General features: G+C 67.4%; 18 protein-coding genes. 7 read left to right on the forward strand and 11 right to left on the reverse strand.

Annotated features, from left to right (window positions below; genetic code table 11):
* Positions 1–53: 53 nt before the first annotated feature.
* A complete protein-coding gene (locus tag MSB02_RS06485; RefSeq protein ID WP_267194419.1) occupies positions 54–761 on the forward strand; it encodes a Crp/Fnr family transcriptional regulator in 708 nt (235 codons plus the stop codon).
* A 7-nt stretch (positions 762–768) separates the two neighbouring features.
* Here MSB02_RS06485 and MSB02_RS06490 read toward each other — a convergent pair whose 3' ends face one another.
* Positions 769–1,749, reverse strand: a complete 981-nt coding sequence (locus tag MSB02_RS06490; RefSeq protein WP_267194420.1) for a hypothetical protein — start codon at positions 1,747–1,749, stop codon at positions 769–771.
* A 319-nt stretch (positions 1,750–2,068) separates the two neighbouring features.
* Between MSB02_RS06490 and MSB02_RS06495 the strand changes: the two genes are divergently transcribed.
* Together MSB02_RS06495 and MSB02_RS06500 are read left to right on the forward strand one after the other, a co-directional pair.
* Positions 2,069–3,043: a helix-turn-helix transcriptional regulator gene (locus MSB02_RS06495; RefSeq protein ID WP_267194421.1), complete on the forward strand. Its 975-nt coding sequence runs from the start codon at positions 2,069–2,071 to the stop codon at positions 3,041–3,043.
* Positions 3,036–3,977: a helix-turn-helix transcriptional regulator gene (locus MSB02_RS06500; protein ID WP_267194422.1), complete on the forward strand. Its 942-nt coding sequence runs from the start codon at positions 3,036–3,038 to the stop codon at positions 3,975–3,977. The genes MSB02_RS06495 and MSB02_RS06500 overlap by 8 nt, the downstream gene beginning before the upstream one ends.
* Positions 3,978–4,016: 39 nt before the next feature.
* On the opposite strand, the gene MSB02_RS06505 is transcribed toward MSB02_RS06500, so the two are convergent.
* From MSB02_RS06505 to MSB02_RS10590, 4 genes are all read right to left on the reverse strand, one after another.
* Complete coding sequence (locus MSB02_RS06505; protein WP_267194423.1) at positions 4,017–6,932, reverse strand: helicase C-terminal domain-containing protein; 2,916 nt, start codon at positions 6,930–6,932, stop codon at positions 4,017–4,019.
* Positions 6,933–7,055: 123 nt separating this feature from the next.
* Positions 7,056–7,613, reverse strand: coding sequence for a nuclear transport factor 2 family protein (locus tag MSB02_RS06510; RefSeq protein WP_267194424.1), 558 nt, complete (start codon positions 7,611–7,613; stop codon positions 7,056–7,058).
* Positions 7,614–7,771: 158 nt separating this feature from the next.
* Positions 7,772–8,521, reverse strand: a complete 750-nt coding sequence (locus MSB02_RS06515; RefSeq protein WP_267194425.1) for a P-loop NTPase — start codon at positions 8,519–8,521, stop codon at positions 7,772–7,774.
* 373 nt (positions 8,522–8,894) lie between these two features.
* Positions 8,895–9,305, reverse strand: a complete 411-nt coding sequence (locus MSB02_RS10590) for a hypothetical protein (RefSeq protein ID WP_407653152.1) — start codon at positions 9,303–9,305, stop codon at positions 8,895–8,897.
* Positions 9,306–10,079: 774 nt separating this feature from the next.
* Here MSB02_RS10590 and MSB02_RS10595 point away from each other — a divergent pair.
* Positions 10,080–10,835 carry a sensor histidine kinase gene (locus MSB02_RS10595; RefSeq protein ID WP_407653154.1) on the forward strand — a complete coding sequence of 252 codons (756 nt, stop codon included), beginning with the start codon at positions 10,080–10,082 and terminating at the stop codon, positions 10,833–10,835.
* On the opposite strand, the gene MSB02_RS06525 is transcribed toward MSB02_RS10595, so the two are convergent.
* Together MSB02_RS06525 and MSB02_RS06530 are read right to left on the reverse strand one after the other, a co-directional pair.
* Positions 10,832–11,761: a D-alanine--D-alanine ligase family protein gene (locus MSB02_RS06525; RefSeq protein ID WP_267194427.1), complete on the reverse strand. Its 930-nt coding sequence runs from the start codon at positions 11,759–11,761 to the stop codon at positions 10,832–10,834. The genes MSB02_RS10595 and MSB02_RS06525 overlap by 4 nt on opposite strands.
* Positions 11,758–12,213: a hypothetical protein gene (locus MSB02_RS06530; RefSeq protein WP_267194428.1), complete on the reverse strand. Its 456-nt coding sequence runs from the start codon at positions 12,211–12,213 to the stop codon at positions 11,758–11,760. Before MSB02_RS06530 ends, MSB02_RS06525 begins: the two co-directional genes overlap by 4 nt.
* A gap of 187 nt (positions 12,214–12,400) precedes the next feature.
* On the opposite strand from MSB02_RS06530, the gene MSB02_RS06535 reads away from it, so the two are divergent.
* Positions 12,401–13,666 carry a S1C family serine protease gene (locus MSB02_RS06535; RefSeq protein ID WP_267194429.1) on the forward strand — a complete coding sequence of 422 codons (1,266 nt, stop codon included), beginning with the start codon at positions 12,401–12,403 and terminating at the stop codon, positions 13,664–13,666.
* Positions 13,667–13,753: 87 nt separating this feature from the next.
* Here the strand turns inward: MSB02_RS06535 and MSB02_RS06540 are convergent, their stop codons facing one another.
* Both MSB02_RS06540 and MSB02_RS06545 read right to left on the reverse strand, forming a co-directional pair.
* Complete coding sequence (locus tag MSB02_RS06540; RefSeq protein ID WP_267194430.1) at positions 13,754–15,118, reverse strand: multiheme c-type cytochrome; 1,365 nt, start codon at positions 15,116–15,118, stop codon at positions 13,754–13,756.
* Between the two features lie 57 nt (positions 15,119–15,175).
* A complete protein-coding gene (locus MSB02_RS06545) occupies positions 15,176–16,519 on the reverse strand; it encodes a multiheme c-type cytochrome (protein WP_267194431.1) in 1,344 nt (447 codons plus the stop codon).
* Between the two features lie 204 nt (positions 16,520–16,723).
* On the opposite strand from MSB02_RS06545, the gene MSB02_RS06550 reads away from it, so the two are divergent.
* Together MSB02_RS06550 and rlmN are read left to right on the forward strand one after the other, a co-directional pair.
* Positions 16,724–17,224 (forward strand): ferritin family protein, encoded by a 501-nt coding sequence (locus MSB02_RS06550; RefSeq protein WP_267194432.1) that lies wholly within the window; start codon positions 16,724–16,726, stop codon positions 17,222–17,224.
* A complete protein-coding gene (gene rlmN, locus MSB02_RS06555) occupies positions 17,217–18,263 on the forward strand; it encodes a 23S rRNA (adenine(2503)-C(2))-methyltransferase RlmN (RefSeq protein WP_267194433.1) in 1,047 nt (348 codons plus the stop codon). Before MSB02_RS06550 ends, rlmN begins: the two co-directional genes overlap by 8 nt.
* On the opposite strand, the gene MSB02_RS06560 is transcribed toward rlmN, so the two are convergent.
* Positions 18,232–21,651 carry a UvrD-helicase domain-containing protein gene (locus MSB02_RS06560; protein ID WP_267194434.1) on the reverse strand — a complete coding sequence of 1,140 codons (3,420 nt, stop codon included), beginning with the start codon at positions 21,649–21,651 and terminating at the stop codon, positions 18,232–18,234. The genes rlmN and MSB02_RS06560 overlap by 32 nt on opposite strands.
* A complete protein-coding gene (locus MSB02_RS06565; RefSeq protein WP_267194435.1) occupies positions 21,638–24,205 on the reverse strand; it encodes a PD-(D/E)XK nuclease family protein in 2,568 nt (855 codons plus the stop codon). Before MSB02_RS06565 ends, MSB02_RS06560 begins: the two co-directional genes overlap by 14 nt.
* Between the last annotated feature and the right edge of the window lie 312 nt (positions 24,206–24,517).

Here is a 24,517-nt window from a genome sequence, read left to right on the forward strand (position 1 = left end):
CTTGACGCGCGTCAAATCTCCAACGAACGTGGTTGCGTCGGGAAGGAGACCCCGTGTCCGCTGAAGCAAGAGACGACGTGCGTGCCGCGCTCAGGGCGTGTCGCCTGTGGCGCACCGCAAGCGAAGATGCTATCGACCGGCTCGCCTCCCGGGCGAAGGTTGAGACGGTGCCCCGTGGCGCCGCGCTCGCGGCGGAGGGCGATCCGGCGGATACGTTCGGTGTTGTCGTGACCGGGCGCGCCCGCGTCTACCACCTGCAGGCCGATGGCCGGTCCATCACCTACGAGACGGTGGAGACCGGCGACCCGCTCGCCGCCGTGGCGGCGCTCGCCGGCGGACGATACCCGGCCAACATCGATGCCGCCACCCCGGTCACGGTGGCGTGGCTCCCCCGGGAGGCGCTGTTCGATCTGATGGCCACCGACGCCGATGTCAGCAGGGTCATCATCAGCGACCTCGCCGGCAGGGTGGTGAACCTGACGGCCGTGGTCCAGACACTCGCGCTGGACGTGCCGGGGAGGCTGGCGCGCTACCTCTTCCAGCGGTCGCTCGCTGCCGGAGAGGCAACGACCGAGGGTCTGCGTGTACCGCTGGGGATGCCCAAGGCGGAACTTGCCGCGTCACTCGGCACCGTGCCTGAAACGCTGTCCCGCGCGCTCGGACGGCTTCGTGACGACGGTGTGCTCGAGGTACGCGGGAACGAGGTGCTGGTCTTCGACGTGGGGGCGCTCGCGCGCATGGGTTCCGGCTACGGAGAGTAGGCTGGCGCTATCCGTCCGCCGCCGCGTCCCGCAACTCTTCCACCCGGTCACCCGCGCCACGCGCCCGTGAGCGCGCTTCGAAGTACCGCTGCACGGCTTCTTCCGTGATCGACTCGTACGCGTCGGCTATCGGGTCCCGCACCGAGCCGGGAAGCGCCTTCGCCATCGCCACGACCTCCGTGTCGCGCTTGTTGTACGCGTCGAGCTGCTTGTTCGACTCCTCGATCTTCTCGTCAAGCCAGAGTTGATCGATCTTCTTGGAGAGGCTCACGAGTTCGAGTTTCGCGTCCACGTATCCGGTGAAGGCCGAGTAGTCGGCCTCGGGGAATTCCGCCGTGGCGCTGGTCAGCAGAGACCTGGCCTCGTTCAGCCGTTCCTCGGCTTTGACGGACGCGGCGCTCGATGCGCGGACGCCCGCCTCAGTATGCTTGTTGAACTCGGCAGCGGCCTCGGCCACCAACTCCTCTGCCGCCTTGAGCTCCTCCAGAGCGCGATCGGCGAACGGGATGGCCCGTGCCGCTTTGACGTTGGCCTCGAGGATCACCGGCGCCTCTGCCATCATCTCCTCACGCGCGTCCGCGCTCTCCAGGAGCGCCTCGGCCATGGGGACGTCTTCTTCGGGCAGATCGGGGAGCGATGCCTCGATCATCTCCCGGGCTTCGACCAAACGCTCCGTGACGGAGCCTGCGAGCTCGACGGCCTCGGCGGACTGCGTCGCGATCTCCGACGTGATGTCGGCCTGCACGGCGGCGTCCACCACCAGGACGTCCTCTTCGACCACGTCGAGCAGACGCCCCGCCGATTCGACACCGTTGCGCGCCGTGCGAACACGTTCGTTCGCTTCCACCCAACGGAATCCGAAGAAGATGATCGCGAGGAACGCCGCGATGACGCCTACGACAAGGAGTCCGCGGGCCCACCGCCGCCCTCGCTGCGTCGACGCCGTCTCATCGGTCTTGGGTTCGATCTCTTCAGCCGCCGAGGTCATGCCGCCTCCGTCCGTCGGAACTGTTGTAGCGCGACGGTGCGATCCGGGCAACCTGGGAGCGGGGTCTCACCGGGTCGGCCTGCCCGCATCGGCGGCATCACGATACGGTGGCCACCTCGTGGCATGTCGCTTGCTAGAATCGATTCGGGACCGTGCGACCCGCCCACTCCTCCCCCCTCAGGGGCGGGGTATCGCCGCCCGAACAAACGAGGTGCGCTCCCCCCGCGCACCTCGTTTCCTTTTCCGTGGACCGTGCATCCTGCCCGGAGCGAACCACTCGGGTAGAATCGGGGTGTCCGCATACCGTCTGGGGGTCGTGGTGTCTGAAGCGGTAGAACGACTGGTCAACCTCGCGCTGTATCTCGCATCCAGCCGCTCCGCGCGGAGCGCGCACGAGTGCCGCGCTGCCGGCCTCGGCTACCCTGAAGACCAGGACGACACGACGTTCAACCGCATGTTCGAGCGTGACAAGGACGCCCTGCGCTCGGCAGGACTGGTCATCGACGTGGTAGAGGCCGACAACTCCGATGCGTACCGGATAGACGCCGACGCCACCTTCGCCCGGCTCATCGAGCTCGACTCGGGCGAGCGCGCATCGCTCAAGGCCGTGGCGACGGCGTTCATCGAGGATCCGGGATTCCCGTTCGGTCATGAGTTGCGCTCCGCGATGGCCAAGCTCGGGACCACCGGAGAGGGCGGCCCCCTGGCCACCGCAGAACTCGCTCACGCCGCCTCGGCGTCGCAGGGACTCGATGCGAGGGCGTTCGCGGAGGCGGTGCAGGCCAGGAAACGCGTGGCCTTCACCTACACCAACGCCGCCGGTGAGGAGAAGCGCCGGGAGGTGGACCCGTACGGCGTCTTCTTCCGGGAGGGGTCATGGTATCTCGTGGGCCGCGACCACACGGTCGACGAGGTCCGCACGTTCTCCATCGCGAGAGCGCGGGAGATCGACGTGAACCCCGCCCGGCCGCGGACGCCGGATTTCGAGCGCCCCGAGGATTTCGACGTCCGCCGGGCCGAACTCCTCCCGTTCCAGTTCGGCCCCCGGACGTTCACCGCCAGGATCCGGTTCATCCCGGACATGGCATGGCGGGCCGACCGCCTCGCTCGCGGAAGGGGTGAGCTACAGACGCTTCCTGACGGCTCGATCATCTGGACCATAGAGGCGGCGGACGTGGACCGGCTGGCATCGTGGATCGTGGATCACGGACCGGGTGTCCTGGCCGTGGAGCCGCCGGATCTCGTCAGCCGTATCCTGGGCGGCCTCAGAGCGGTGGTGGACGTCCATGGCTAGACGCCTCGACTCGGCCACGCGCGCACGAAGGCTGCTCGCCCTGCTGCCCATGCTCAAGCAAGGGGAGACGATACGTCTCGCGGAACTCGCCTCGGCGGTAGGGTGCGAGCCGGCCGAGGTCGCGGCCGACCTCGCAACGCTCTCGATGTGCGGTGTGCCTCCGTTCACGCCGTACGACATGATCGATCTGGCGATAGACGGCGACACCGTGACCGTCTACGCCGATGCGCCCGGGATGGACCGGCCGCTGCGCCTGACACTCGGCGAGGCCCGGGCACTCGGCGCTGCGCTCGACGCCGCCGGTCACGAGCCCGACTCGTCGCTGCGCGAGAAGCTGCGCCTGCTGGCATCGAAGGATCCGTCCCTCGCCGACCTCGAGCACACCGTACGGGCCAGCGCGGGCCCGGGAGGGCTGGCGCAGACGTATTCCCTGCTCGCCGCCGCCGCCGACCGGCATGAGAAGGTGCACATCGACTACTACACCGGGTCCACCGGGCGGGTCTCCGAGCGCACGGTGCAGCCGTGGGCGCTCGTGAACCGGCTGGGTGTCTGGTATCTCGTCGCATTCTGTGAGGCTGTGGCCGAGGAGCGCGTGTTCCGGCTCGACCGCATCTTCCATGTGAAACCGCTTGGAGAGACGTTCGAACCACCTGATCTGGTGCCCGTGGACGTCACCCCGGGAGCGGACGGACTGCCCACCGCCACGGTACGCTTCGCGCCCGGCGTCCCCGCACCCGATACCGATGCGTGGCCGGGCTCGACGGCCAAGACCTGCGACGACGGCAGCACGCTCGTCACGGTGCCCTACCAGACGTCGGCGTGGATCGTCCGCCGCGTGATGGCGTATCTGGGAGACGTCCAGGTGATCGATCCGCCGGACCTCCGGGCGGCCGTCCGGCAGGCCGCGGAGGACGCGCTGCACACGATCACGTGAGCTGATTGACTCCCCCGGGTCAGGGCCGGCACGGGCCGGCTAACCCCGGTCATCCCCGAACCGGTCGCGTATCACGCGACCGAGGTCATCGACCGGCAGCCGCTCGATGTCGCGGACCGGGAGCGCGTCGAGGAACCGCCTCGCGTACGGCTTGGAGCCTGTCAGGCGCGCATCAGCGAGCACCAGGCAACCCCGGTCGGACGCTGACCGGATGAGGCGGCCCGCCGCCTGCTTCAGCTCGAGGACGGCCTCGGGGAGGTAGTAGTGCTCCCACCACGCCGGGTCGCGCTCCTTCCGCTCTTCGAGGACCGGGTCGTTCACGGCCCCGAACGGAAGACGCGGGACGATGACGCAGCGGAGCGTGTCCCCTTTGGCGTCGAACCCTTCCCAGAACGATTTCGTGGCGAACAACGAGACGCGCTCGTCGGCTATGAACTCCTCGGCCACGCGCTTGCGGGAGATGTTGCGCTCCTGGATGAGCACGCGCAGCCCCTCGCGTGAGAGCGGAAGAGCGACCCGCCGGTGCAGTTCCTGCATGTCGCGCCGGTTGGTGAACAGCGTGAGCACCGAGCCGCCCATCGCCACGTGGATGTCGTAGAGCGCGGTCGCCAGCGCGGCGATGTAGCGCTGGTACCCCGGATCCGACTGCCCGCAGGGATCGGGAAGGCCTGTGGGCACGAAGACCGCCATCTGCCGCTCGAAGTCGTAACTGCTGTCGAGCCTGAGCGTGCGCACCGTTTCATGTGCGAGACGGTCCAGGCCGACCGCGCGCTCGAAGTGCGAGAAGTCCGCGCCTGCGGCGATGGTGGCCGACGTGTACACGACCGAGTAGATGCGCGGGTAGAACTGCTCGGCAAGAGCGGAGCCCACATCGAGCAGCAGGGCATCCAACCGCTCGGAGGACGCATCCCGACGACGGTCGACCGTGGCTGCGTACACGTAGCTGTCGTCGGTCCCGTCGAGCACCGCGAGGAGCCCTTCCTTCTGCGCGGCCACTCCTGAGATCCGGCCCGCGAGGTCGGCCCGCTGCTCGGCGAACTCCTCGCCCTCGGACTCCAGCGACGTGACGAGCGAGCGGCCGAGCTCGACGATGCGCTCGAGCCGACGAGCAAGAGACCGGCCGACGCCTGCGGCGGTCCCCCACGCACCGCTCTGACGGAGCGCGGCGTTCAGGCGGATCTCGGCGGTCTCGTAGGTGCTCGCTCTCTCGGCGCCGAGGTCCTTCACGAAGTCGAAGAACGAGTCGGCGATGGTGGACGCCTCGACGGAGACCTCGCGCATCTCGTCGATGGCCATGAGGGCGGATGCCTGGTCGTCGCTCCCGGCAAGGACCACCTTCGCTCTCACAGCGTCCAGAAGACCGCCCCTGCCCTTGGCATGGAGGCCTGCGAGCAGTCCCCGCAACTCCAGATGGCCCGCGCCGAGTGAGAGCTGGTCGCGCGCCTCGGCCTCGGCGGCATGGGCCTCATCGACGATCCAGTGGCGGATCGGGGGCAGGATCCCGCCATCGGCCATCAGGTCGCGGAAGAGCAGCGCGTGGTTGGTGACGACGATGTGTGCGCTTGTCGCTCTGCGTCTCGCGCCGTGCAGGTAGCATTGGTTGGGGTAGTAACGGCACCGCTTCTTGGTGCAGTCGGCGAACGATGCGATCGCTTCGTGCCGCAAACGCGGCGGCCAGTGGAGGTTCACGCCCTCCTTGTCGCCCCAGGTGGTCTGGGCGACCCAGCTCACGAGCATCGCCAGCGCCGCCGCGGTCTCCTGATCGGGAGGCGCATCGAGGAGCCGCTGCAGCTTCCGGAGGCAGATGTAGTGCTCGTACCCCTTGAGCGCCGTGTATCGCAGCCCGCAGTCGAGCGCCTCGGCCAAACGGGGAAGCTCCCGGTGCATGAGCTGATCCATGAGCGTGTTGGTCTTTGTGGCGACGCCGACGGCGATCCCGTTGGTGAGGGCGAAGCGCGCCGCCGGGACGAGATAGGCGACCGATTTGCCGACACCCGTGCCCGCCTCGATCGCAGCCGAACCGCCGCTGGCGAACGCATCGAGGACCGCCTCGGCCATGCTGGTCTGCTCGTTGCGCGACTCGTATGTCTCATACATGCGCTCGACCGACCCGCCCGGGGCGAACTCAGCCAGCACGTCGGCGGCAGAGGGCCGCTCGAGCGTCACTTCGGCCGCATCAGCAAGCGGCTCGGCCCGCTCGATCCGCAACCGTGCGGTGCGCAGACGCCGCAGGTCGAAGGCGGGAGCGCTGCTGCCCGCGGCGAGATGCGAGAAGAGCGGAGCCGCACCCCAGCCCGGGACCGCCGACGCCAACCTCGCCACCTCGTGCACCACCTCGGACGGCATGTCGCCGAGCGCGGTGAGCGCGATGCGCCAGACACCGAAGAGCGTCTCCGCGTCGTCGGGCGCGCGGTGGCCGCGGCCGGCGTCGAGGGAGAACGCGCGGGCGAGATCGGACAACCGGTGCGAACGCAGACGCGGGAGCGCGATGCGCACGACCTCGAGAGAGTCGATCCAGGGACCGGCAAGACGGCACCCGCCGGACGACGCGTGCTCGAGGAACGCCCTGTCGAAGGGCGCGTTATGTGCCACCACCGCCCGGTCGCCCACGAAGCGGGCGAGGTGGGCCCCCGCCTCGGCCATACAGGGCGCGTCGGCGAGCATCGCGTCATCGATGCCGGTGAGCTGGGTGGTCTCGAGAGGGACCGCGCCCCGTGGCCTGACGAGGGAGCTCCAGCGGTCGAGGATCTCCGGGCCTCGTGCAAGGACCGCCGCGACCTCGATCACCTCATGGGATGCGGGATCGAACCCGGTGGTCTCCACATCTACGAAGGCGACTTCGTCCTCGAACCCGAATACGGCGGTGCGCGAACGCTCCGCAAGCGTCGCATACGCTGCAGCGATATCGGGGTCCGTTCCCGGCTGGAGGAACGGGATCAGCGGTTCTGTGGCCATGCGTGGAAGCGTAGCACGCGGGCCTGACTCCTACCGCCTGGCGCCAGGCCGCAGGACGGCCTGCGAACGACGACGGCGCCCCCTCGGGGACGCCGTCGCTTGGTCTACTGCGCGGTACTCTGCCTAGTTGCCCATACCAGGGAGCGTCCGTGACTTGACGAGCCACTCCTCGCCGTCCTTCACGAAGGTCCACAGGTACTGGAAGTCGCCGCCGGGCATGGTGGCGGTGGCCGTCACCTGGCTCTGATCGCCTTCCTCTGCCACGGAGTCGATCGCGAAGCCTGTGATGCCATAGCCGTTCAGCTGCTCCGAGAAGGCCTCGAGCGAGCCGTAGTCCTGCTGCTTGGCTACGGGAAGCAGCGAATACGCGCCTTCGAAGTCACCCTCGACCACCGCGTCGAAATACGCGGTGACGTGCTGTTCCGGGGTCGTGCCCGCGGCGACCCTGGTGGCCGTCGCCGGATCGAACTCGGCCTCCTCGGCGGACCCGGTCATGCCGCTTGGCATGCTTGCCGCCGCCTCACCCGACACGGCAGTGCCGGTGGCTCCGCTATCCGCCGAGGTCGAACCGCTACCCGAAAGCACCAGGTAGACCACGATCGCCGCCAGGAGCACGACCACCACGACCAGGAGGATCATGACGGTCCGGTTGGGCGCCGTCGTGCTGGGAGTCTCTTCCATCATCGTCCTTCCACACGCTTGTCTGTACTGCGCTTGAGCGCCCGGACAGCATACGCCCTGTGCGAAGGCCGTACAATCCGGCACCCGGCTACGAGCGAACCGCGTGCCGATATGGGCGACCGGGCGCGCCTGCCGGACGGACGAGCCCGGCTATCAGGCTACTCTGCGCTCCGGGCCTCCGTGCCGACGGCATCCCACACCGACTCGACAAGCGCATCGAACCCGGGTAGCGGCGCCTCCTCGAGGCGACCCTCATCGGCAGCGGCCGTCTGCTCGGGAACAAGCGGCAATCGCGCGAGGAGCCTGGCGCCCCCTTGCACCAGGCGCTCCTCGCCGCTGGCGCCGAAGAGATCGATGCGCTGACCGCAGTGGGGGCAGTCCAGATAGGCCATGTTCTCCACGAAGCCGAGCAGCGGCACGTCCACCTGGGCCGCCATGTCCTGAGACTTCCGCGCCACGGTGGTCACGAGATCCTGCGGCGTGGACACGGCCACGATGGCGTCTGGCTTGATCGATTGCAGGACGGTGAGCGCGGCGTCGGAGGTGCCAGGGGGCATGTCGATCACCATGACCTCCGTATCCTCCCAGTCGGTGTCGTCGTGGAGCTGGTCGATGGCCCTTGAGATGAGCGGCCCCCGCCAGATCACCGCCTTGTCATCGGCTGGCAGCAGCAGGCTCATCGAGACCACGGCGATCCCTGTGGCGCTCCGGCCCACGGCCATGCTGCCGTTCTGGTTCGTGCGAGGCCCTTTGGGTACTCCGAGCACATGCGGAATGGACGCCCCGGTGATGTCGGCGTCGAGCACCCCGACGGCCAGACCCCTACGACGCAATCCGATCGCAAGCCCTGCCGCCACGAACGACTTGCCGACCCCACCCTTGCCGCTCATCACCGCGATGCGCTTCATCCTGGGGGCACTTCCCTTCTCGTACCGCGGCGGACCCGGGTGAGGGACTCACAGCCGGGCCGCCTGCTATTAGTAGACACTAACTCGCGCGCTACCCATGCTATGTCCCGGCTTTCGCCTGCGTCAACCCGTGAGGTGGCGCCGATGGACACCGCGGGTCCCGTGTCGCATGCTCGGCTACAATCAAAGGAGACGGCCGCTCCAACGAAAGACGCGCATGGACGCCCCGAACCGCAGACCCGTGAAAGACGCTGTGTCACGTGCGGGCATGCGTCTGTCCACCCGCGTGCAGGTGATCATGGCGCTCTCCACCGCCGTGGTCTTCACGGTGATCGCCACGATCGTAGGGCTTGGCGTCACGCAGTACTCGCGCTCACTCGCCGCCGACGAGGCCAAGCGCCAACTCGACATGATCAGCGTGCAGTTCGATCTCGAGGCGAGCCGGCTCGACGCCCTGATCGCCGGCTTCTGTGAGTATGGCGCCGCCACGGGCGATGACACCCACGACGCTGCGTTGTCCCTCGAGCGATGGCTTGCCACGGAGTCGCCCGCCGACGTGATGGTGTGCGTCGGCGAGAACGGTGACGTGAGCGCCTCCCGGGGCAACGCGGACGACACCGCTGCGCTGCTCTCCCTGCTGTCGTCGTACCCCGGCGGCGTTCGCGGCCCTGTGCTGCTTCCCTCGGGCCCGGCCGTGGTGGCCGTGCGCGCGGGGGGTCTCGGCACCGGGACGACCGCGATAGCGCGTCCACTCTCCGAGTCGCTGGTGACCGTTGACAAGCACACGACCGAGCTTCTCCCGCCGACACCCGACAACGCCGACGGGAGCGATCCGCGCGGGATCCCACTGCCTACCGGCTATCTCACCGCTACGGCCGATACGCGGGACGGGCTCTTCATCACCCACGCCACGCTCACCGGGGTCGATGGCCAGCCCGCAGTGACCGTGGTCATCGAGCGTCCGGATCCGGGCCTCGGCCAGGGGCGGCTCTGGCTCGTGCTCGTGGTCCCGATCGCACTCGGTCTTGTCACTGTGGGCCTGGGGTATCTGCTCGGCATGGCCGTGGGGAGAAGCGTCACGCGTCCCCTCCACCGGTTCGTGACGTACCTGCAGGAGCAGGGCTATATGGCGCTCCAGGGACTCCGCACGGACGACGGACTGATCGTCGAGCCGGGCCTGCCGGGCGACTTCGCCGAGCTGGGAGGCGTCATCCACGACCTGATGACCCAGCTCCGCATCAACCAGGCGGAACTGATGGAGGCGAACGACCAAGCGCTGGCCGCCGAGCGCGCGTTCCGCACCGTGGTCGAGGAATCCCCCGAGGTGAAGATCCTCGTCCGCGGAGGCGTGGTGGAGATAGCGAACCCCGCAGCGGCCCACTTCTTCGGCCTTCGCCTTGGTGACCTGCTGCGCGCGGAACCCGACGGGCTCTTCGCCGGTGTGGAGTTCTTTGATGAGGAGGGCGGGCGGGTCGGCCTGCTTGACATCGCCCGTGAGAACAGCGGCCAGGCCTCGGTCGTGCGATGTGTGACGGGTGACGATCGCGCCGAGCGCTGGATGGAGATCAGCGTGGCCTTCATCGACCCCGATGCCCATGACTACGTCATCTCGGCTCGTGATATCACCGAGCAGCGCCGGCTCGAGGCCTTGCGAGAAGAAGTGCTGTCGCTGGCCTCTCACGACCTCCGTAGCCCCCTCACCGTGGTGCGGGGCTACCTCGACATCCTCGACACGCCCATCCCGGACACCCAGCGCCAGAAGGCGGTGGGCGGCGCCCGCCGCGCCACCGAACGGCTCGAGAGCCTTCTGAACGACCTGCTTTATGCCACACGGGCCGATCGGGTGCTCGCGCCGCAGGTCCTGCGGCCGGTGGACCTGAGCGCACTCGCACACTCAGTGGCCGCCTCGCTCCAGATCGGAGCCCTCCAGACCATCAAGGTGTCTGCTGCCGAACCGATGGTGGTCCTGGGTGACAGCGACCGCCTGGAGCAGGCGATCACGAACCTCGTAGGCAACGCCATCAAGCACGGACCTGCCGAGGGGGTGATCTCGGTCGGGGTCGCGTCGGTCGACGGACATGCGCGCGTCACCGTGTCGGATGAGGGGCCGGGGATTCCGGAGGAGCAGCGCGAATCGTTATTCGACCGTGGTGTGCGCGGGTCGAGCGACGCGCCGGGCAGCGGGCTCGGGCTGTACATCGTCCGGGTCGTGGCCGAGGCCCACAACGGTCAGGCATTCGTGGAGCCGGATGACGGCGGGACGCGTTTCGTCATCGACCTTCCGCTCATCGCGGAGAACGAGGGTCCGTCCTAGGCGAGCGCGAGAGAAACAAGCCGGTCGCACAGTTGCGGGAACTCGATGCCCGCCGCGCGCGCCGCATCCGGGAGAAGGCTCGTCCGCGTCATTCCGGGGATGGTGTTCACCTCCAGGAGGTACACCTCCCCCTCGTCGGTGACGATGGTGTCCGACCGGGACATCCCGCGGCAGCGAAGCGCACGGTGCGCCTCCACCGCGACCCTCTGGCACTCTCTCCGGGCCCCTTCTGCGACCCGTGCAGGAATGATGTGCCTGCTCATGCCCGGGATGTACTTGGATTCGTAGTCGTAGAACTCGTGCTCCGGGACGATCTCGAGGGTGGGAAGCGGCTCGAGGTCCTCGTTGCCGAGGACGCCGACCGTGACTTCCGCTCCCGCGACGAACTGCTCGATGAGCACCGTGTGGTCGTGCCGGAGAGCCTCCTCGATGGCCGGACCGAGCTCGTTGCGATCATGGACGATCGACATGCCCACCGAGGAGCCTTCGCTCACCGGCTTCACCACGACCTTGTCGCCAAGCCGCGCGCTGATGGCGTCCAGAGCGACATCGTCCCCCGCGCGCACCGTCTCCCACGCAGGAGTCTTGATACCCGCAGAAACGAAGACCTGCTTCGAGACCACCTTGTCCATGGCGAGCGCGCTCGCAAGGACACCCGATCCCACATACGGAAGCTCGAGCAACTCGAGCAGCCCTTGCACGGTCCCGTCTTCACCGAAGCGACCGTGCAGACAAATGAACGCCACATCGAAGCCACCCGTTCGCACGGTCTCTATGAAGCCGATATCCGCGGTATCCACACGTGTCACGGCATGGCCTGCCGATTCGAGCGCCACCGCCACCTGGTCGCCCGTGTTGAGCGACACCTCCCGCTCGGCCGAACGGCCTCCCAGGAGCACCGCTATGCGAAGACGCCCTTCGTTCATCCGAGTGCTCCGCTCATCGTCATGACATCGAGACCGTACAGCGTGGCGATCCAGATGGCCACCCCGAAGAACGCGGCAAGCGAGCCACGCACCATCGCCGAAGCCAGGATACCGCGCCGTTTGTGCGCAGGGCGTCGCGCCCGGGCCGCCAGCCACACCACGAGCGACAACACCGGTCCAGCGGCCACGAGCCCCACCGCGGACCACATGAGCGGTTCATACGCCGGAAGAAAGCGTGCGGGCGACTGTGGTGTCGCGCCCGAAAGCAGGTAGCCGGAGACCGCTGACAGCAGGAGCCAGCAACCGAGGTAGGCGGCGAACGGAACCCAGGTGAGACCGCCGTCGACCGCCTCGGCGAGGGCCGCGTCGGCACCACCGATGGCGATCGCGGCTTCATCCGCCGATGCTGACCGGTCGCCCTCGGGCATCATGCGTTCATCTGCTTCCGGCACCCGTGTGACTCCCCTCGACCGTCTCTCGCGCAAGTCTAGTCGAGGGCCGTATGTCAGACAACGTGTGTGAACGATGCGCCCGATGTGAAGCTTTCGTGGATTCGGCCCCCGGCAGACACGCACGCACACGGCGGGGCGTACTATGGGAACGCCGCAGATCGTCCTCGCAAGAGAAAGGACAGAGGACATGCATGACGAGACCAGCACGACACCTCCGGTGGGAACCACCGATACGACACCCGTGGTCGCCAGCGAACCTGCCCGGGACCCGGAACCGTCCCAGGCGATGCCGCCTGGCGCCCCAGGCGCCGGCTCCCATCGTTCATCACATGCCGCCATCGTGGCGTTCGCGATCGTCGGAGCACTTCTCGTGGGGGCTGCGGCTGGCTTCGTGGGCGGGTACGCCGCCGTGCGCCTCGCCCCGGATGAGCCGCGGGGCACGGATGCGATGTTGCCCGGGACGCCGGCGGCGGCGGACGTCGTGGCCGTTGCCGCGTCCACCTCGCTTCCGTCAGTGGTGAACATCGACATAATGGGCGGGCAGTCGAGCGAGGAAGAGCTGCCGTTCGACCATCCGAGCGTCCCGGTCCAGGGCGAGGGCTCGGGTGTCGCGTACCGGGAAGCGCCTGACGGCGGCACCTACATCATCACCAACAACCATGTCGTGGACGGCGCCGCCACCATAGTGGTCACCGACTCGGCGGGTGATCGCCATGAAGCCGAACTCGTGGGCGGCGACGCCGACAGCGACATCGCGGTCGTACGTGTGGATGCCGAGATCCCGACCATCGCCATCGGCGACAGCGACGGACTCGTGGTGGGCCAGCTTGCGATAGCGATCGGCTCCCCGTACGGCCTCGAGCATTCGGTCACCGCGGGAGTGATATCCGCCCTGCACCGGCCACTCACCGACTTCGGCGGTGTGGACGGCGAGTATCCCTACATCGACGCGATCCAGACCGATGCCGCCATCAACCCCGGGAACTCGGGTGGAGCGCTGGTGGATCGCGAGGGCCGACTGATCGGCATCCCCTCGGCCATCTACAGCGGAAGCGGCTCATCCGACGGTGTAGGCCTCGCGATCCCGGTGGACCGCGCGACGAACGCCGCCGACGAGCTGATCGACAAAGGCTATGTGGAGACACCGTTCCTCGGCGTCGTGGGGCAGACCGTGACCAGCGACTTGGTGGCGAGCGAAGGCCTTCAGGTGGAGGAAGGCGCGTACATCGTGGAGATCACGCCGGGCACCGAGGCCGAGAAGGCAGGCGTGCAGCCTGGAGACGTTATCGTGTCGGTGGACGACGACCGTATCCGCACGATGGACGATCTCGTGCTTGCGGTCCGTCGCCGCTCCGTGGGCGACGACGTCACGCTCTCGATCCGGCGTGACGGTGAGGAGACGACGCTCACCATGCGGATAGGCGTCAAGCCGGAGGGTCTCAGCACGAACTAGCCGGCCGCCGGTGCTACCGGAGGATCACGAGAGACCGCACAAGAAAGGCGCCCCCGCGGGGGCGCCTTTCGTTCCGTGCGGACCGCATCACTGCTTCGCGCGACTCCGCGTGATGAGATAGATCGCGATACCGAGCACGAGCACGCCCGCGCCGATGAGCAGGAGCTCGACCGTGCCAAGACCTGTGTCGGCCTCGACCGGCTCTTCATCCGCCTCCGGCTCCTCGACGTCCTCGTCGGCCTCGGCCGCCTCGGCTGAGCTGTACACGACCTCGGTCACCTCGGCCATCGTGGTGGTAGGCACGTCGACGCCAGCCTTGTCCGCGATCTCCTCCGAGCACGACCGGTAGTACAGCGCCGCCTTCACGGTCACCGGGCCGGACGCCATCGGGAAGCTGTACTCGTTTGAGGTGGACTCCTGCGGCGGGATGCGGTCGTCGCTGTAGATGGCCACCGCGTCCCACATCTCTGCGGGATGGTTGCCGTCCGCGTCCTCCATGATGGTGCCGAACTCCCTGCGCTCGCTCAACAGCTCGGCGCCGTTCTCGTCGGTCGCCGTGACCTCCAGCCACATCTGGCGCACCTCGGTGAGACCCGTGGGCAGGTAGTGACCGGCTCCTGAGTTCGTGATCGTGGTCATCACGGGCACCTCGCCGCTCTCCACGACCTCCGGCACCTCGAGCTCGAGAGTGGCCGCGGCCTTCAGGCGCTCCTCGGCCAGCACCGCGTCACCGAGCGCGACATTCCCGCCGGCGAACGTCATCGTGTAGATGTGCTCCCGTTCCGGGCCGGTGGACGCCGCCTTGCCGGGATTCGGCTTGGTGACGCCGGGGCCGGGGGTCATGTGGCAGTCCTGACACACGACGCCCTCGGCCGCGTAGGGACCCTCGCTCCACTCGGTGTACGTTGCCTCCAGGTGCACACCGTTCGTGGGATGGTTGACGTTGTGGCACGAACCGCAGAACTCGGCCGTCTCGTGGAACTGCGAATACGCGGCCGCGTGAGGAGCCTGCGGATCCTTGAGCTGCGCAACGCGGACGTCCTCCTCACTGACGATCTGCGAGGCGTTGCCGACAGGATCGGTGGTGCCGGTCACGTGATGGCAGAACGTACAGGTCACGCCCTCCATACCGACATCCGAGACGCCCGAGTGGTCGAGCCCCTCGGCCTCCCCGGCCATCACCGCGATGGGTGAATGGCACTGCAGGCAGAACGGGGTCACCTCACCATCGGTGGCCTCGTCAGCCTCGGCGAGTTTGCTCAGGTAGATGGGATCGGTCAGGGCCTGCTGGTGCATCGATGGCTGCCATTGGCCGACGAGCTCCGAGTGGCATCCACACCCGGTCGAAGCCGGGAAGTTCGAGCTCGGCATCGACGGCAGGGCGCTCGCGGCGGCCGGAAGCGCCACGAGGATCACCACCAGTACGGCTGCCAGGCGTGTGGTCCGTGACATCACCGCTCCTCTCTCGAACGCCCGTGATCGTCGCGAGCGCTCAGCGTGACACGCCTGCTACGACGTGCCCTTCTTGTCCATGACGACCTTCATCACCACGAGCGCCGCAGCCATGAGCCCGAAGATGGCGACTGCTGACAGCAGGCCGATACCGCCACCGGTATCGTCCTGCATCGCCCGGAACTCGGTGTCGGTCATGCCCACGGCCTCAGCCGAAGGGTAGACCACGCTCACGGCCTCGGCCATCGTGGTCGTGGGTATCTCGACGCCTGACTTCTTCGCGATCTCCTCCGAGCACGACCGGTAGTACAGCGCCGCCTTCACGGTCACCGGGCCGGACGCCATCGGGAAGCTGTACTCGTTTGAGGTGGACTCCTGCGGCGGGATGCGGTCGTCGCTCTGGAATGCGACGGCGTCCCAGAGGTACACGGGGTAGTTGCCTTCGGCATCCCTGAGGACGCTGCCGAACTCCCTGCGCTCTCTCAGCAGCTCGGCGCCGTTCTCGTCGGTGGCCGTGACCTCGAGCCACATCTGGCGCACCTCGGTGAGACCCGTGGGCAGGTAGTGACCGGCCCCTGAGTTCGTGATCGTGGTCATCACGGGCACCTCGCCGCTCTCCACGACCTCCGGCACCTCGAGCTCGAGAGTGGCCGCCGCCTTCAGGCGCTCCTCAGCACGCACGGCGTCGCCGAGACCCACGTTGCCGCCGGCGAAGGTCATCATGTACACGTGATCGCGGGTGGGGCCGCCGCCGCCAGCCGTACCCTCGCGGGGCTTGGTAACGCCGGGGCCGGGAGTCATATGGCAGTCCTGACACACGATACCCGCTGCAGCGTACGGGCTGTCCTTCCACTCGGTGTATGTGGCCTCAAGATGCATGCCGTTACCGGGATGGTTCACGTTGTGGCAGTTGCCGCAGAACTCCGCTGTCTCGTGAAACTGAGAGTATTCGGCGGGATGTGGCGCCTCCGGGTCCTGGATGTTGGCCAGCTTGACCCCGTCACCGGAGACCGCTGTGGAGGTGTCGCCGATCACGTCACCCTCGGTGCCGGTCACCTGATGGCAGAAGTCGCACGTGACGCCCTCCATGCCCACGTCGGAGACCTTGGAGTGATCCAGGCTCACCAGTTCCCCTGCCATCACCGCTATCGGAGAGTGGCACGCGTTGCAGAACGGTCCAAGAGCCCCGCCCGTGGCCTCCTCGCCCAGTTCAAGTTCGTAGAGGTAGATCGGGTCGGTGAGCGCCTTCGCATGCATCGAGACACCCCACTGCTCCCTGAACGCCGCGTGACACCCGCAGCCGTCCGACGCCTCGAAGAGCGTGCTCGGCATCGATGGCAGCGCCAGCGCCGCCGACGGAACCACTGTGAGCGCGATGGCCAAGGCAAGCACTACGATCATCCTGTGTTTCACCTCGTGCCCCCTCTCATCCCCCGCGGGCCTGAATGGCCGCATGTCCAAGACAAACGTACCGCAGGACGCCGCTGATTCGGATGCGCACCCGCTGAGCGGCACAGAACGCACGATGGAAGGCGGGATCTCTCCGGGTACTACACGTATGATGGTACCCGTGGACACCGACCGACCCCCTGGAGGGAGTGCGAGATGGAGAGCTACCGATGCAAGGGATGCGGATACTTCCACATCGGCCCGGCGCCCGAGCAGTGCCCGGTGTGCGGGGCGCCGCGTTCGTTCTTCGTGGAATACGAGGGGCCTGGCGACCTCGGCGGGTCGAAGACGCTCGAGAACCTCAAGGCGGCGTTCGCCGGTGAATCGCAGGCCAACCGACGCTATACGCTGTTCATGCGGATCGCCGAGCTCGAGGGACTCGATGCCGCCCGGGAGGCGTTCGAGCGCGCTCTGACCGAGGAAACGGCGCACGCCCTGGGACACCTGGCGTACATGGGAGCGTATGGTTCCACCAGGGAGAACCTCTCCGTCGCCGCGGAGGGCGAGGATCAGGAGACCACCGAGATGTACCCGGGGTTCGCCGAGACAGCCGAGGAGGAGGGCTATCCGCAGATCGCCCAGTACTTCAGGGCTCTGGGCGGCTACGAGCGGCAGCATCGCGACGCGTTCCGGAAGGTGCTCGACGACCTTGGGTGAGCCGACCATGCGCAACGTTGCGTCGCTCGACGCAGCCGGGATCGAGACGCTGATCGCCGACCTGGGCGAACCGGGTTACCGGGCGCGGCAACTCACGTCGTGGCTCTACGGTCGAACGGCGCCCTCGTTCGATGCGATGACCGATCTCCCCGCTCGACTTCGTGCCCGCCTCGCAGATGAGTGGACGCTCACGCTTCCGAGTGCGACCGACATCAGACACTCGTCGGACGGCACACGCAAGTACCTGTGGCAACTCGCCGACGGTGTACTCGTGGAAAGCGTGGGCATACCGTCTGACGGCAGGCTGACGGTCTGCTTCAGTACGCAGGCCGGCTGTGTGATGGGGTGCACGTTCTGCGCGACCGGCAGGGGCGGGTTCGTCCGCAACCTCCTCCCGGGAGAGATCGTCTGGCAGGTGGCGCTCGTGGGCAGCGACTTCGGTCATCGAGTGACGAATGCGGTCGCCATGGGGCAGGGGGAGCCGTTCAACAACTACGAGGCGACACTTGGGGCACTCCGGCTGATGAACCTGCCCGATGGCCTCGGCATCGGCGCCCGACATCTCACCGTCTCCACCTGCGGCGTGGTTCCGGGGATCGATAGGTTCGCACGTGAGCAGGAGCAGTTCACCCTGGCGGTCTCACTGCACTCCGCCGTGCAGGAGACGCGTGACGGGATCATGCCGGGCGCGCGACGCTGGCCGCTACCGCGATTGCGCCAGGCGCTCATCCACTATGGTGATTCAACCGGACGACGTCCGACATTGGAGTTCGCCGTCATCGCGGGACGCAACGATTCTCCACAGGAGATCTCCGCGCTCATCGCATTCGCCCGCGGGTGGATGTGTCACATCAACCTCATACCGGTGAATCCGGTCGAGGGCAGCGGCGCGGAGCGGCCCGACCCGGCACGCGTGGCCGAGATCGCGGGGCTTCTCCAGGCTGCTGGTATCGAGACCTCAGTCCGGATCGAGCGGGGCACCGATATAGAGGCCGCCTGCGGTCAGCTCACGCAGAAGCATCGCGCGCAGGACGACTGACCGGGCAGAGCCCGCCGAAACCAGGGCACGCATCGCACAGACCTGACCGGTACGCGGTGAGCGGTTCGTAGCGCGCCGCTGCGATGCCTGCCACAAGGTCCTCTATGCCCCTGCGCAACTCCTCCTCGTCACCGGACGAGAACCCGAACGTGATCGTGCGACCCCGGTCGAGCTCGGCGAACACGACCTCTCCCTCCGAAACGCCTGCGTGCAGCGCCGCCAGGGAGTAGCACGCGGCCTGGAGACGATACCTTTCGCGCGCCTCGCCCTCGGCAAGCTCCGAACCTCCGGTCTTGTAGTCGACCACCAGCGCGTGCCTGCCGCCCCACGCGACGAGGTCCATCGCCCCTACGAGCTCGGTACATGACAGCGGCACGAGGAACGGCGCCTCCCGGAGGACACGTCGGGCGTCCCGGACGCGGGCCGCCAAAGGGGATCCAAGGAACGCTCGCGCCGCAGAGTCGACGGCGCGTATGGACGCGTCGTCGAGCTGCGCCGCGGCTCCGGCGCGATCGACGAGCCGTGCGAGATCATGCTCGTCGCCCGCGTTCTGCAAGACGGCGTGCAGCGCGCTCCCGACATCGAGGGCGGCGGTGGCCCCGGGCCGCGGAGGAGGTTCGAGCCGAACGACACGCGTGAGGTAGTAGTGGTATGGACATCTCTCATACGCCGACAGGGACGTGTACGAGACCGGTGGGACCGGGGCGCAGGCTGGTGGAACACTCGCACCCCTTGCGGGCTTCACCGGATCTGTCGTCGCGTCTGCCTGATGCGTTCCGAGCGGACCTTCGGCGCCACGGGTGTCTGCCCGGGCCCCGCCGGCGGGCGAGGCGGGGCGCGTTTCGCGGTCGGTCGCGGACTCCTCCGGCCGCACGACCTCGACATCGATGACCGCACCGTCGCCGAGCGGTACCTCAGCGGACCGCAGGGTCCCGCCCTCGGCCATTCCGAAGACCCCGCGCAGGATGCCCGAGATGGAGTCTCCTGCTGCCCTGTCCGAGCGGGTACGGCACACGATCGAGAGCCCCTCGCGAGCGCGTGTGCATGCGACGTAGAACAGGCGCACTCGCTCAGCATCCCGAACCTCAGCGAGTGCGGAGGTGACCTTCTCCCATGCGAGCGTCGGTCGCCTGCCTGAGTCTCCGGGCGCCGACATCCCGAGCAGGTAGCTGCCGTCGACGCGAGCCGTGCAGATGGGCGGGGCCCCCGCGTCGCCCGAGAGCGAGCTCACGATCACGACCGGGAACTCCAATCCCTTGGCCGCGTGGATGCTCATGATGCGGACGGCTCCACTCTCGTCGTCGAGCGTGGCCTCCTGCTCGCCCGTGGAGTACTCCTCACGCTGATCGAGATAGCGCAGGAACGCCCCCAGGCCCCCCGAAGATGACGACTCGAACTCGTCGGCCATCTGGACGAGCTTCATCATGTTCGCCCACCGTCGAGCGCCGCTCCTCCCCTCTCCGAACAGCAGGAGGTCGAACTCGAGGTCCAGCAGCGGCTCCAGCACCGTTTCGCACAACGGCCTCACGCCCTGCATCCTACGGGCTTTCTCGATCGCCGCGATCGTGCGGGACAGGGCGATCCTCTCAGTCGCCGGAAGATCGTCGAGCACGGCCGGCAGCGCGTCCCAAAGGCGACCACCCTCTCGTGAGCCCTCCATCCGGTGGACGCCCTGTAGGGCATGCGACCGTATCGCGCACAACGAAGCGGGCCGCAAGCGCGTCATGGGTCCGGCAAGCACCACGAGCAGCGCCTGGTCGTCACGTACGTTGTCGATCACCTTCAGCAGGGCCCGCGCCTGCATCACCTCAGGACGTTCGAACCATGTACCGCCTGCCGCAAGCACGGCGGGTATGCCCCGTGCAGTCAACTCCGACTCGACCGCGGCAGCCCTGCCCCGGCTCAAGGCCCCCATCAAGACCGCGATATCGCCGCTCGGAATGCCGGCGGCCCTATAGCCGCTGACGCGATCAGCCACCGCGACGGCCTCTGCGGGGATCGGGTCGAGCGGGCCGTCGGCCGTGTCGACATAGGTGACCGTGAAGCGACCGATGCCCTCAGGCCAGGGATCGCGGGCCACCGCGTCCGGCGGTGGCCGAAGGACCATATAGCTCTGGCCGAGAAGCGCCGGGCGCCGGAACAACTCGTTCAGTCCGTGCAGTAGCGGCGGGGCTATCCGGTAGTTGATGTCGAGCTCCACCCGCTCGGACACGCGCTCCGCGCGGGCGCGGAAGACCGCCACGTCCGCGTGGCGGAACGAGTATATCGATTGATTCTCGTCCCCCACCGTGCAGAGGTTCTCATCGGAGACACCGTCGATCACCTTCAACTGCAAGGCGTTGGTGTCCTGGAACTCGTCCACCATGAGCATGACGAAACGGGATCTGTAGACGGCCGCGATATCCGGGCGGGTCTCGAGAAGGTGCGCCGTCATCGTCTGGAGATCCTCGAAATCCAGCACGCCGAGGCTGCGCTTCTCGAGCGCGTACGCCGCAGAGTAACGCTTCAGCAAGGTCAGCAGCGCTTGCTCGTGACCGGCCACCTCGATCTGCGCGGTCGCCATGAGTATGGTCTCCAGCAGGTCCTTTGCGGCGTCTACGAGTTCCTCGTGACCGTCGATCGTCCGTGCGTGCCTGAAAGATATCCGCTCGATCTCCGGGCCGAGTGCGGCCTCCGATGTCCTCGGGCCGGCCACCCATGCCAAAAGCGCTCCGGAGAGGCTCCGGGCGGCTGCGGCATTGGACTCGGTCGTCTTCGTCTGCCTGATCGACGCGAATCCATCGGCAAGACGCTGCGCGCGTGATGCGCACTCCTCCAGCACCGTTCGGGCCTCACGCGCGTGCATGGTGAGCAGGTCATCAGCGCCCAGCCCTGCGGCTGCGATGTCGGACCTGAGCGACTGGAGTGCCTGGAACACCACGGGGTACGAATACGCCTCAACGAGATCGGCGGCGTCGGACTCCACTGACATCACGGAGCCGAGAGTCTCATCGAGCACCCTGCTCATCATCATCGATGCCTCGGCCTGATCCAGCACTCCGAACCGCGGATCGATACCGGCATCGAGGGCGTGGCTCCTGAGGATACGGGAGCACATGCCATGTATCGTGGATATCCACGCATCCGAGATCGCTCGGGCCTCGGCAGCGCACCCAGCGTCGACAAGCCCCCGTCTCACTCGCTCGCTGAGCTCGCCTGCAGCCTTCTCCGTGAACGTCACCGTAAGGACCGAGTCGGGCCGCGCGGGCGTGTACGGATGCTCGCCGAGAACCGCCGCGATGAATCGGGCGGTGAGCACCCTCGTCTTGCCGGACCCGGCTCCGGCCGCGATGAACAGATCACCTGGACCGGCCTGGACCGCGCGTGCCTGACGGTTATCGAGATCCACCGCCACCTCGTTTCCAGCCGGGACAGAAGGCTCGGGCTCCACAGAAGGGAGCGCAGCGACCGCTGGCGGGATCCGCCGGGATCGAGCACGACCGTATGCCCTCCACTGCCTGCCGGGCCTTTTCAATCGTCTGAGACACGAGGTTATCGACGGCGGTCGCGTCCAGAATGTCCGTCTTCACGAACGGTGGACCCGCAATGGTCGCGGTGACGAACCCGCGCGGAGCCGTACCCGCGATGGACCGATAGACCGCTCCCGCAATGGAACGTCCAAGACGCCGAGAGGCGACGGCCGCGTACAGCGGCAACTGCACGAGTCCTTCGCCAAGAAGCCTCCCTGCGCCGTGTTCGGGGCCGATGCCCCCTCGCTTGTAGTCGGTCACGACCAGGTGGCTGTCGTTCAGGTCGATGCGGTCGATGCGCCCCCTCAGGCTGAAACCATCGAACGACTCAGGCTCATCATCCTCGACCACACCGAAGCTCCACTCGCGATGGGTTGGAGCCATCCCGGGCAGCAACGTCACGTCCGCCTCGAGAAGCCGGGCAGTGCGACGTACAGTACGCTGCAGCTCAGCAGCTTCGGCGGCGGTCTTCGGGCCGATCTGGTCCAGTAGTCCGGCAGAGACCGAGGCGTGGATCTCGAGTGCAACGGGCATGGCGTCGACCGAGAGTCGAGGTTGCCCCGTCATCTCGATGAACCTGTCATATGTCTCGGACAAGATCGCGTGTGCGAGCCCGCCTGAGGTGGACGCGTCTATCTCTGCATCGAGCTCCTCAGGTCTTATGACGCGTTCTACGAACCAGCGGTACGGGCACTGGAGGTAGGTCTCGATGTCCGTCACCGAGAACACCTCACGTCCGGAGAGCTCCTCTCGCAGAGCCTCGTCAAGCACAGAACCCTCTTCTCCGGGGCGCGCATCGGGTACCGCGACAGCGGTGGACCCTCCAGCCAGGAGCGCACGGCGAGCCGCACGCCTGCCCGTGAAAGGCGACGAGTCCTCTGCCGCAGCCTCGTCCAGCCCGAGAACGCGCGTCGGAACGAGACTGTGGCCCTCGCCGTCGGTGGTTCCGTCCCGGTAGAGATCGAGAACCTCATCGATGAAGAGGGATGCTTGCACGGGGCGCCCGGCGGCATCGTGCGACTGCCTACTGAGGACGAGGCGCTCCGACGCACGCGTCACGACCTGGTAGAAGAGAAGCCGCTCTTGATGCGTATCCCGCCCGGATGACGTGTCGATCCCTGCGCTCGCAAGGATCTCGGCAGCGCCTAGGGCGCCGAACGACGCGTCGCCCCCCGGTCGGGGGAACTCAGCGGCTGTCAAGCCTCCAAGGATGACGCACCTGAACCGGCGGCCACGGATCCGCTCCGCGGCAGCGACCTGGACGTGCGAGTCGGCACCTGTGCTGCTGATCGATACCGGGCTTCCCCGGAGTGCCCGGGCAAGTGCCGCCGCAAGGCCGTTCCGCCCTGTCGCGGTCCGCAGACCCGCGACCGCGTCGCCCAGGACGCGCGCCGCGGCGCAGTCCAGAATACCGTCCACCATCAGCGCGAACCCGCGAGGGTGCGCCCTGCCCAGCATCCCCATAGCCATCGCGTGCCATCGCTGCTCCGAACCCTCCTCGGTCAGACTCCTGCAGGCGTCGCTGACCTCCCTGATGAAGCGGGCCGCTTCCCCGACCGCACGCTCAGTCAGTACGCGTCCAGCCTCGTCCTCCCTGATGCGGCTCGATCTGGCGTACGCATCCAGTCCATCCAGCACAGCGGCCGGCGCAGGGCTGTACGGAGAGCGCATGAGGTCCATCCACGTGACGCGGTCGGCTACCGAGGAACCTACCTGCAGCAGCGCGAGCACCGCCTTGCCGAAGCCGGTGCGTTCGAATGGCACCTGGACGTCCCATTCCGCCGCTATCGCTGCTTCGGCCAACGCAAGGCGCAACATCCTGATATGTGGTGCCGGATCACGGAACACCACGGCTATGCTTTCGAGCGGTATACCTGCCGCTCGGGCGTCCTGGATCTCGCGGACCATCCGGGAGGCTTCGGCCATCTCCCCCCAGGCCTCCGAGACGATCACGGCGCCGCGGGCCTCGACTGGCGATGGGAGAACGCCACCGTATGACCGCTCTATCGCTATTAGTTCTGCAGGCTCGCTCCTTGCCCGCTCAGAGACGACATGCTGGACCGTTGCCGTTCCGGACAAGCGTGACACGAGCCCAGCGGCGGCCTCTGTGGCTGGCACCGCCGGATCATAGGTGAGCGAGACCGCTACATCGCACCGCCCGGATGCAGCCACCAGGAACGCCTCTTGTGCAACCGTGAGGTCGGTGAATCTGTTGACTGCGATCATGTCGGGCAACCCGACATCCGCCAGATGCTTCGTGAGGGATGAGTGGGCTTGTCCGCGCTCGATGAGCCCCGCAGTCTCCAGTGATTCGAAGTATGCGAGGACAGATGCAAGGATGTGCGAGCCGGGATGCGTAGGGTCGTCACCGCCACCGTGCTGCGTGGCGTTCCCTGCGGCCGCGCGCTGGATGACGCCCTCGACCAGATGCATGAACCCGGCACCGTCGTAGGGGTACCCCTGCGGGACCGGGCGGACCGTCCTGACAGATTCTTCCATTAGTACCGCCCGTTGCACCGGTGCTACCAGGCGCCTGCCATCGCCGGCGGAGCGCCACAGTGAGTCAAGATACCCAGTGAACGTCGTGACCGATAAGCCCAGCGCACACTCGCGCGCCAACTCATGCATCGCGCGGGAAGCATCGGCCGGAGACGGGAGCAGTAGCACCACCCGGCGACCTGCAGCCACGGCGGCACGGACACGCGAATGGATCGCGCCCGTCTTACCCGCGTTCGCGGATCCTGT

Source organism: Anaerosoma tenue (assembly GCF_023161965.1).
Lineage (GTDB): Bacteria > Actinomycetota > Coriobacteriia > Anaerosomatales > Anaerosomataceae > Anaerosoma > Anaerosoma tenue.

Excerpts from the sequence above, each read along its gene's own strand:
- MSB02_RS06550 (WP_267194432.1), top strand. The coding sequence starts at position 16,724 with ATGGAGAGCTACCGATGCAAGGGATGCGGATACTTCCACATCGGCCCG.
- MSB02_RS06535 (WP_267194429.1), top strand. The coding sequence starts at position 12,401 with ATGCATGACGAGACCAGCACGACACCTCCGGTGGGAACCACCGATACG.
- MSB02_RS06540 (WP_267194430.1), bottom strand. The coding sequence starts at position 15,118 with ATGTCACGGACCACACGCCTGGCAGCCGTACTGGTGGTGATCCTCGTG.
- MSB02_RS06545 (WP_267194431.1), bottom strand. The coding sequence starts at position 16,519 with ATGATCGTAGTGCTTGCCTTGGCCATCGCGCTCACAGTGGTTCCGTCG.
- MSB02_RS06525 (WP_267194427.1), bottom strand. The coding sequence starts at position 11,761 with ATGAACGAAGGGCGTCTTCGCATAGCGGTGCTCCTGGGAGGCCGTTCG.
- MSB02_RS06565 (WP_267194435.1), bottom strand. The coding sequence starts at position 24,205 with ATGCATCTGGTCGAGGGCGTCATCCAGCGCGCGGCCGCAGGGAACGCC.
- MSB02_RS06490 (WP_267194420.1), bottom strand. The coding sequence starts at position 1,749 with ATGACCTCGGCGGCTGAAGAGATCGAACCCAAGACCGATGAGACGGCG.
- MSB02_RS10595 (WP_407653154.1), top strand. The coding sequence starts at position 10,080 with ATGGAGATCAGCGTGGCCTTCATCGACCCCGATGCCCATGACTACGTC.
- MSB02_RS06500 (WP_267194422.1), top strand. The coding sequence starts at position 3,036 with ATGGCTAGACGCCTCGACTCGGCCACGCGCGCACGAAGGCTGCTCGCC.
- MSB02_RS06515 (WP_267194425.1), bottom strand. The coding sequence starts at position 8,521 with ATGAAGCGCATCGCGGTGATGAGCGGCAAGGGTGGGGTCGGCAAGTCG.
- MSB02_RS06510 (WP_267194424.1), bottom strand. The coding sequence starts at position 7,613 with ATGGAAGAGACTCCCAGCACGACGGCGCCCAACCGGACCGTCATGATC.
- MSB02_RS06505 (WP_267194423.1), bottom strand. The coding sequence starts at position 6,932 with ATGGCCACAGAACCGCTGATCCCGTTCCTCCAGCCGGGAACGGACCCC.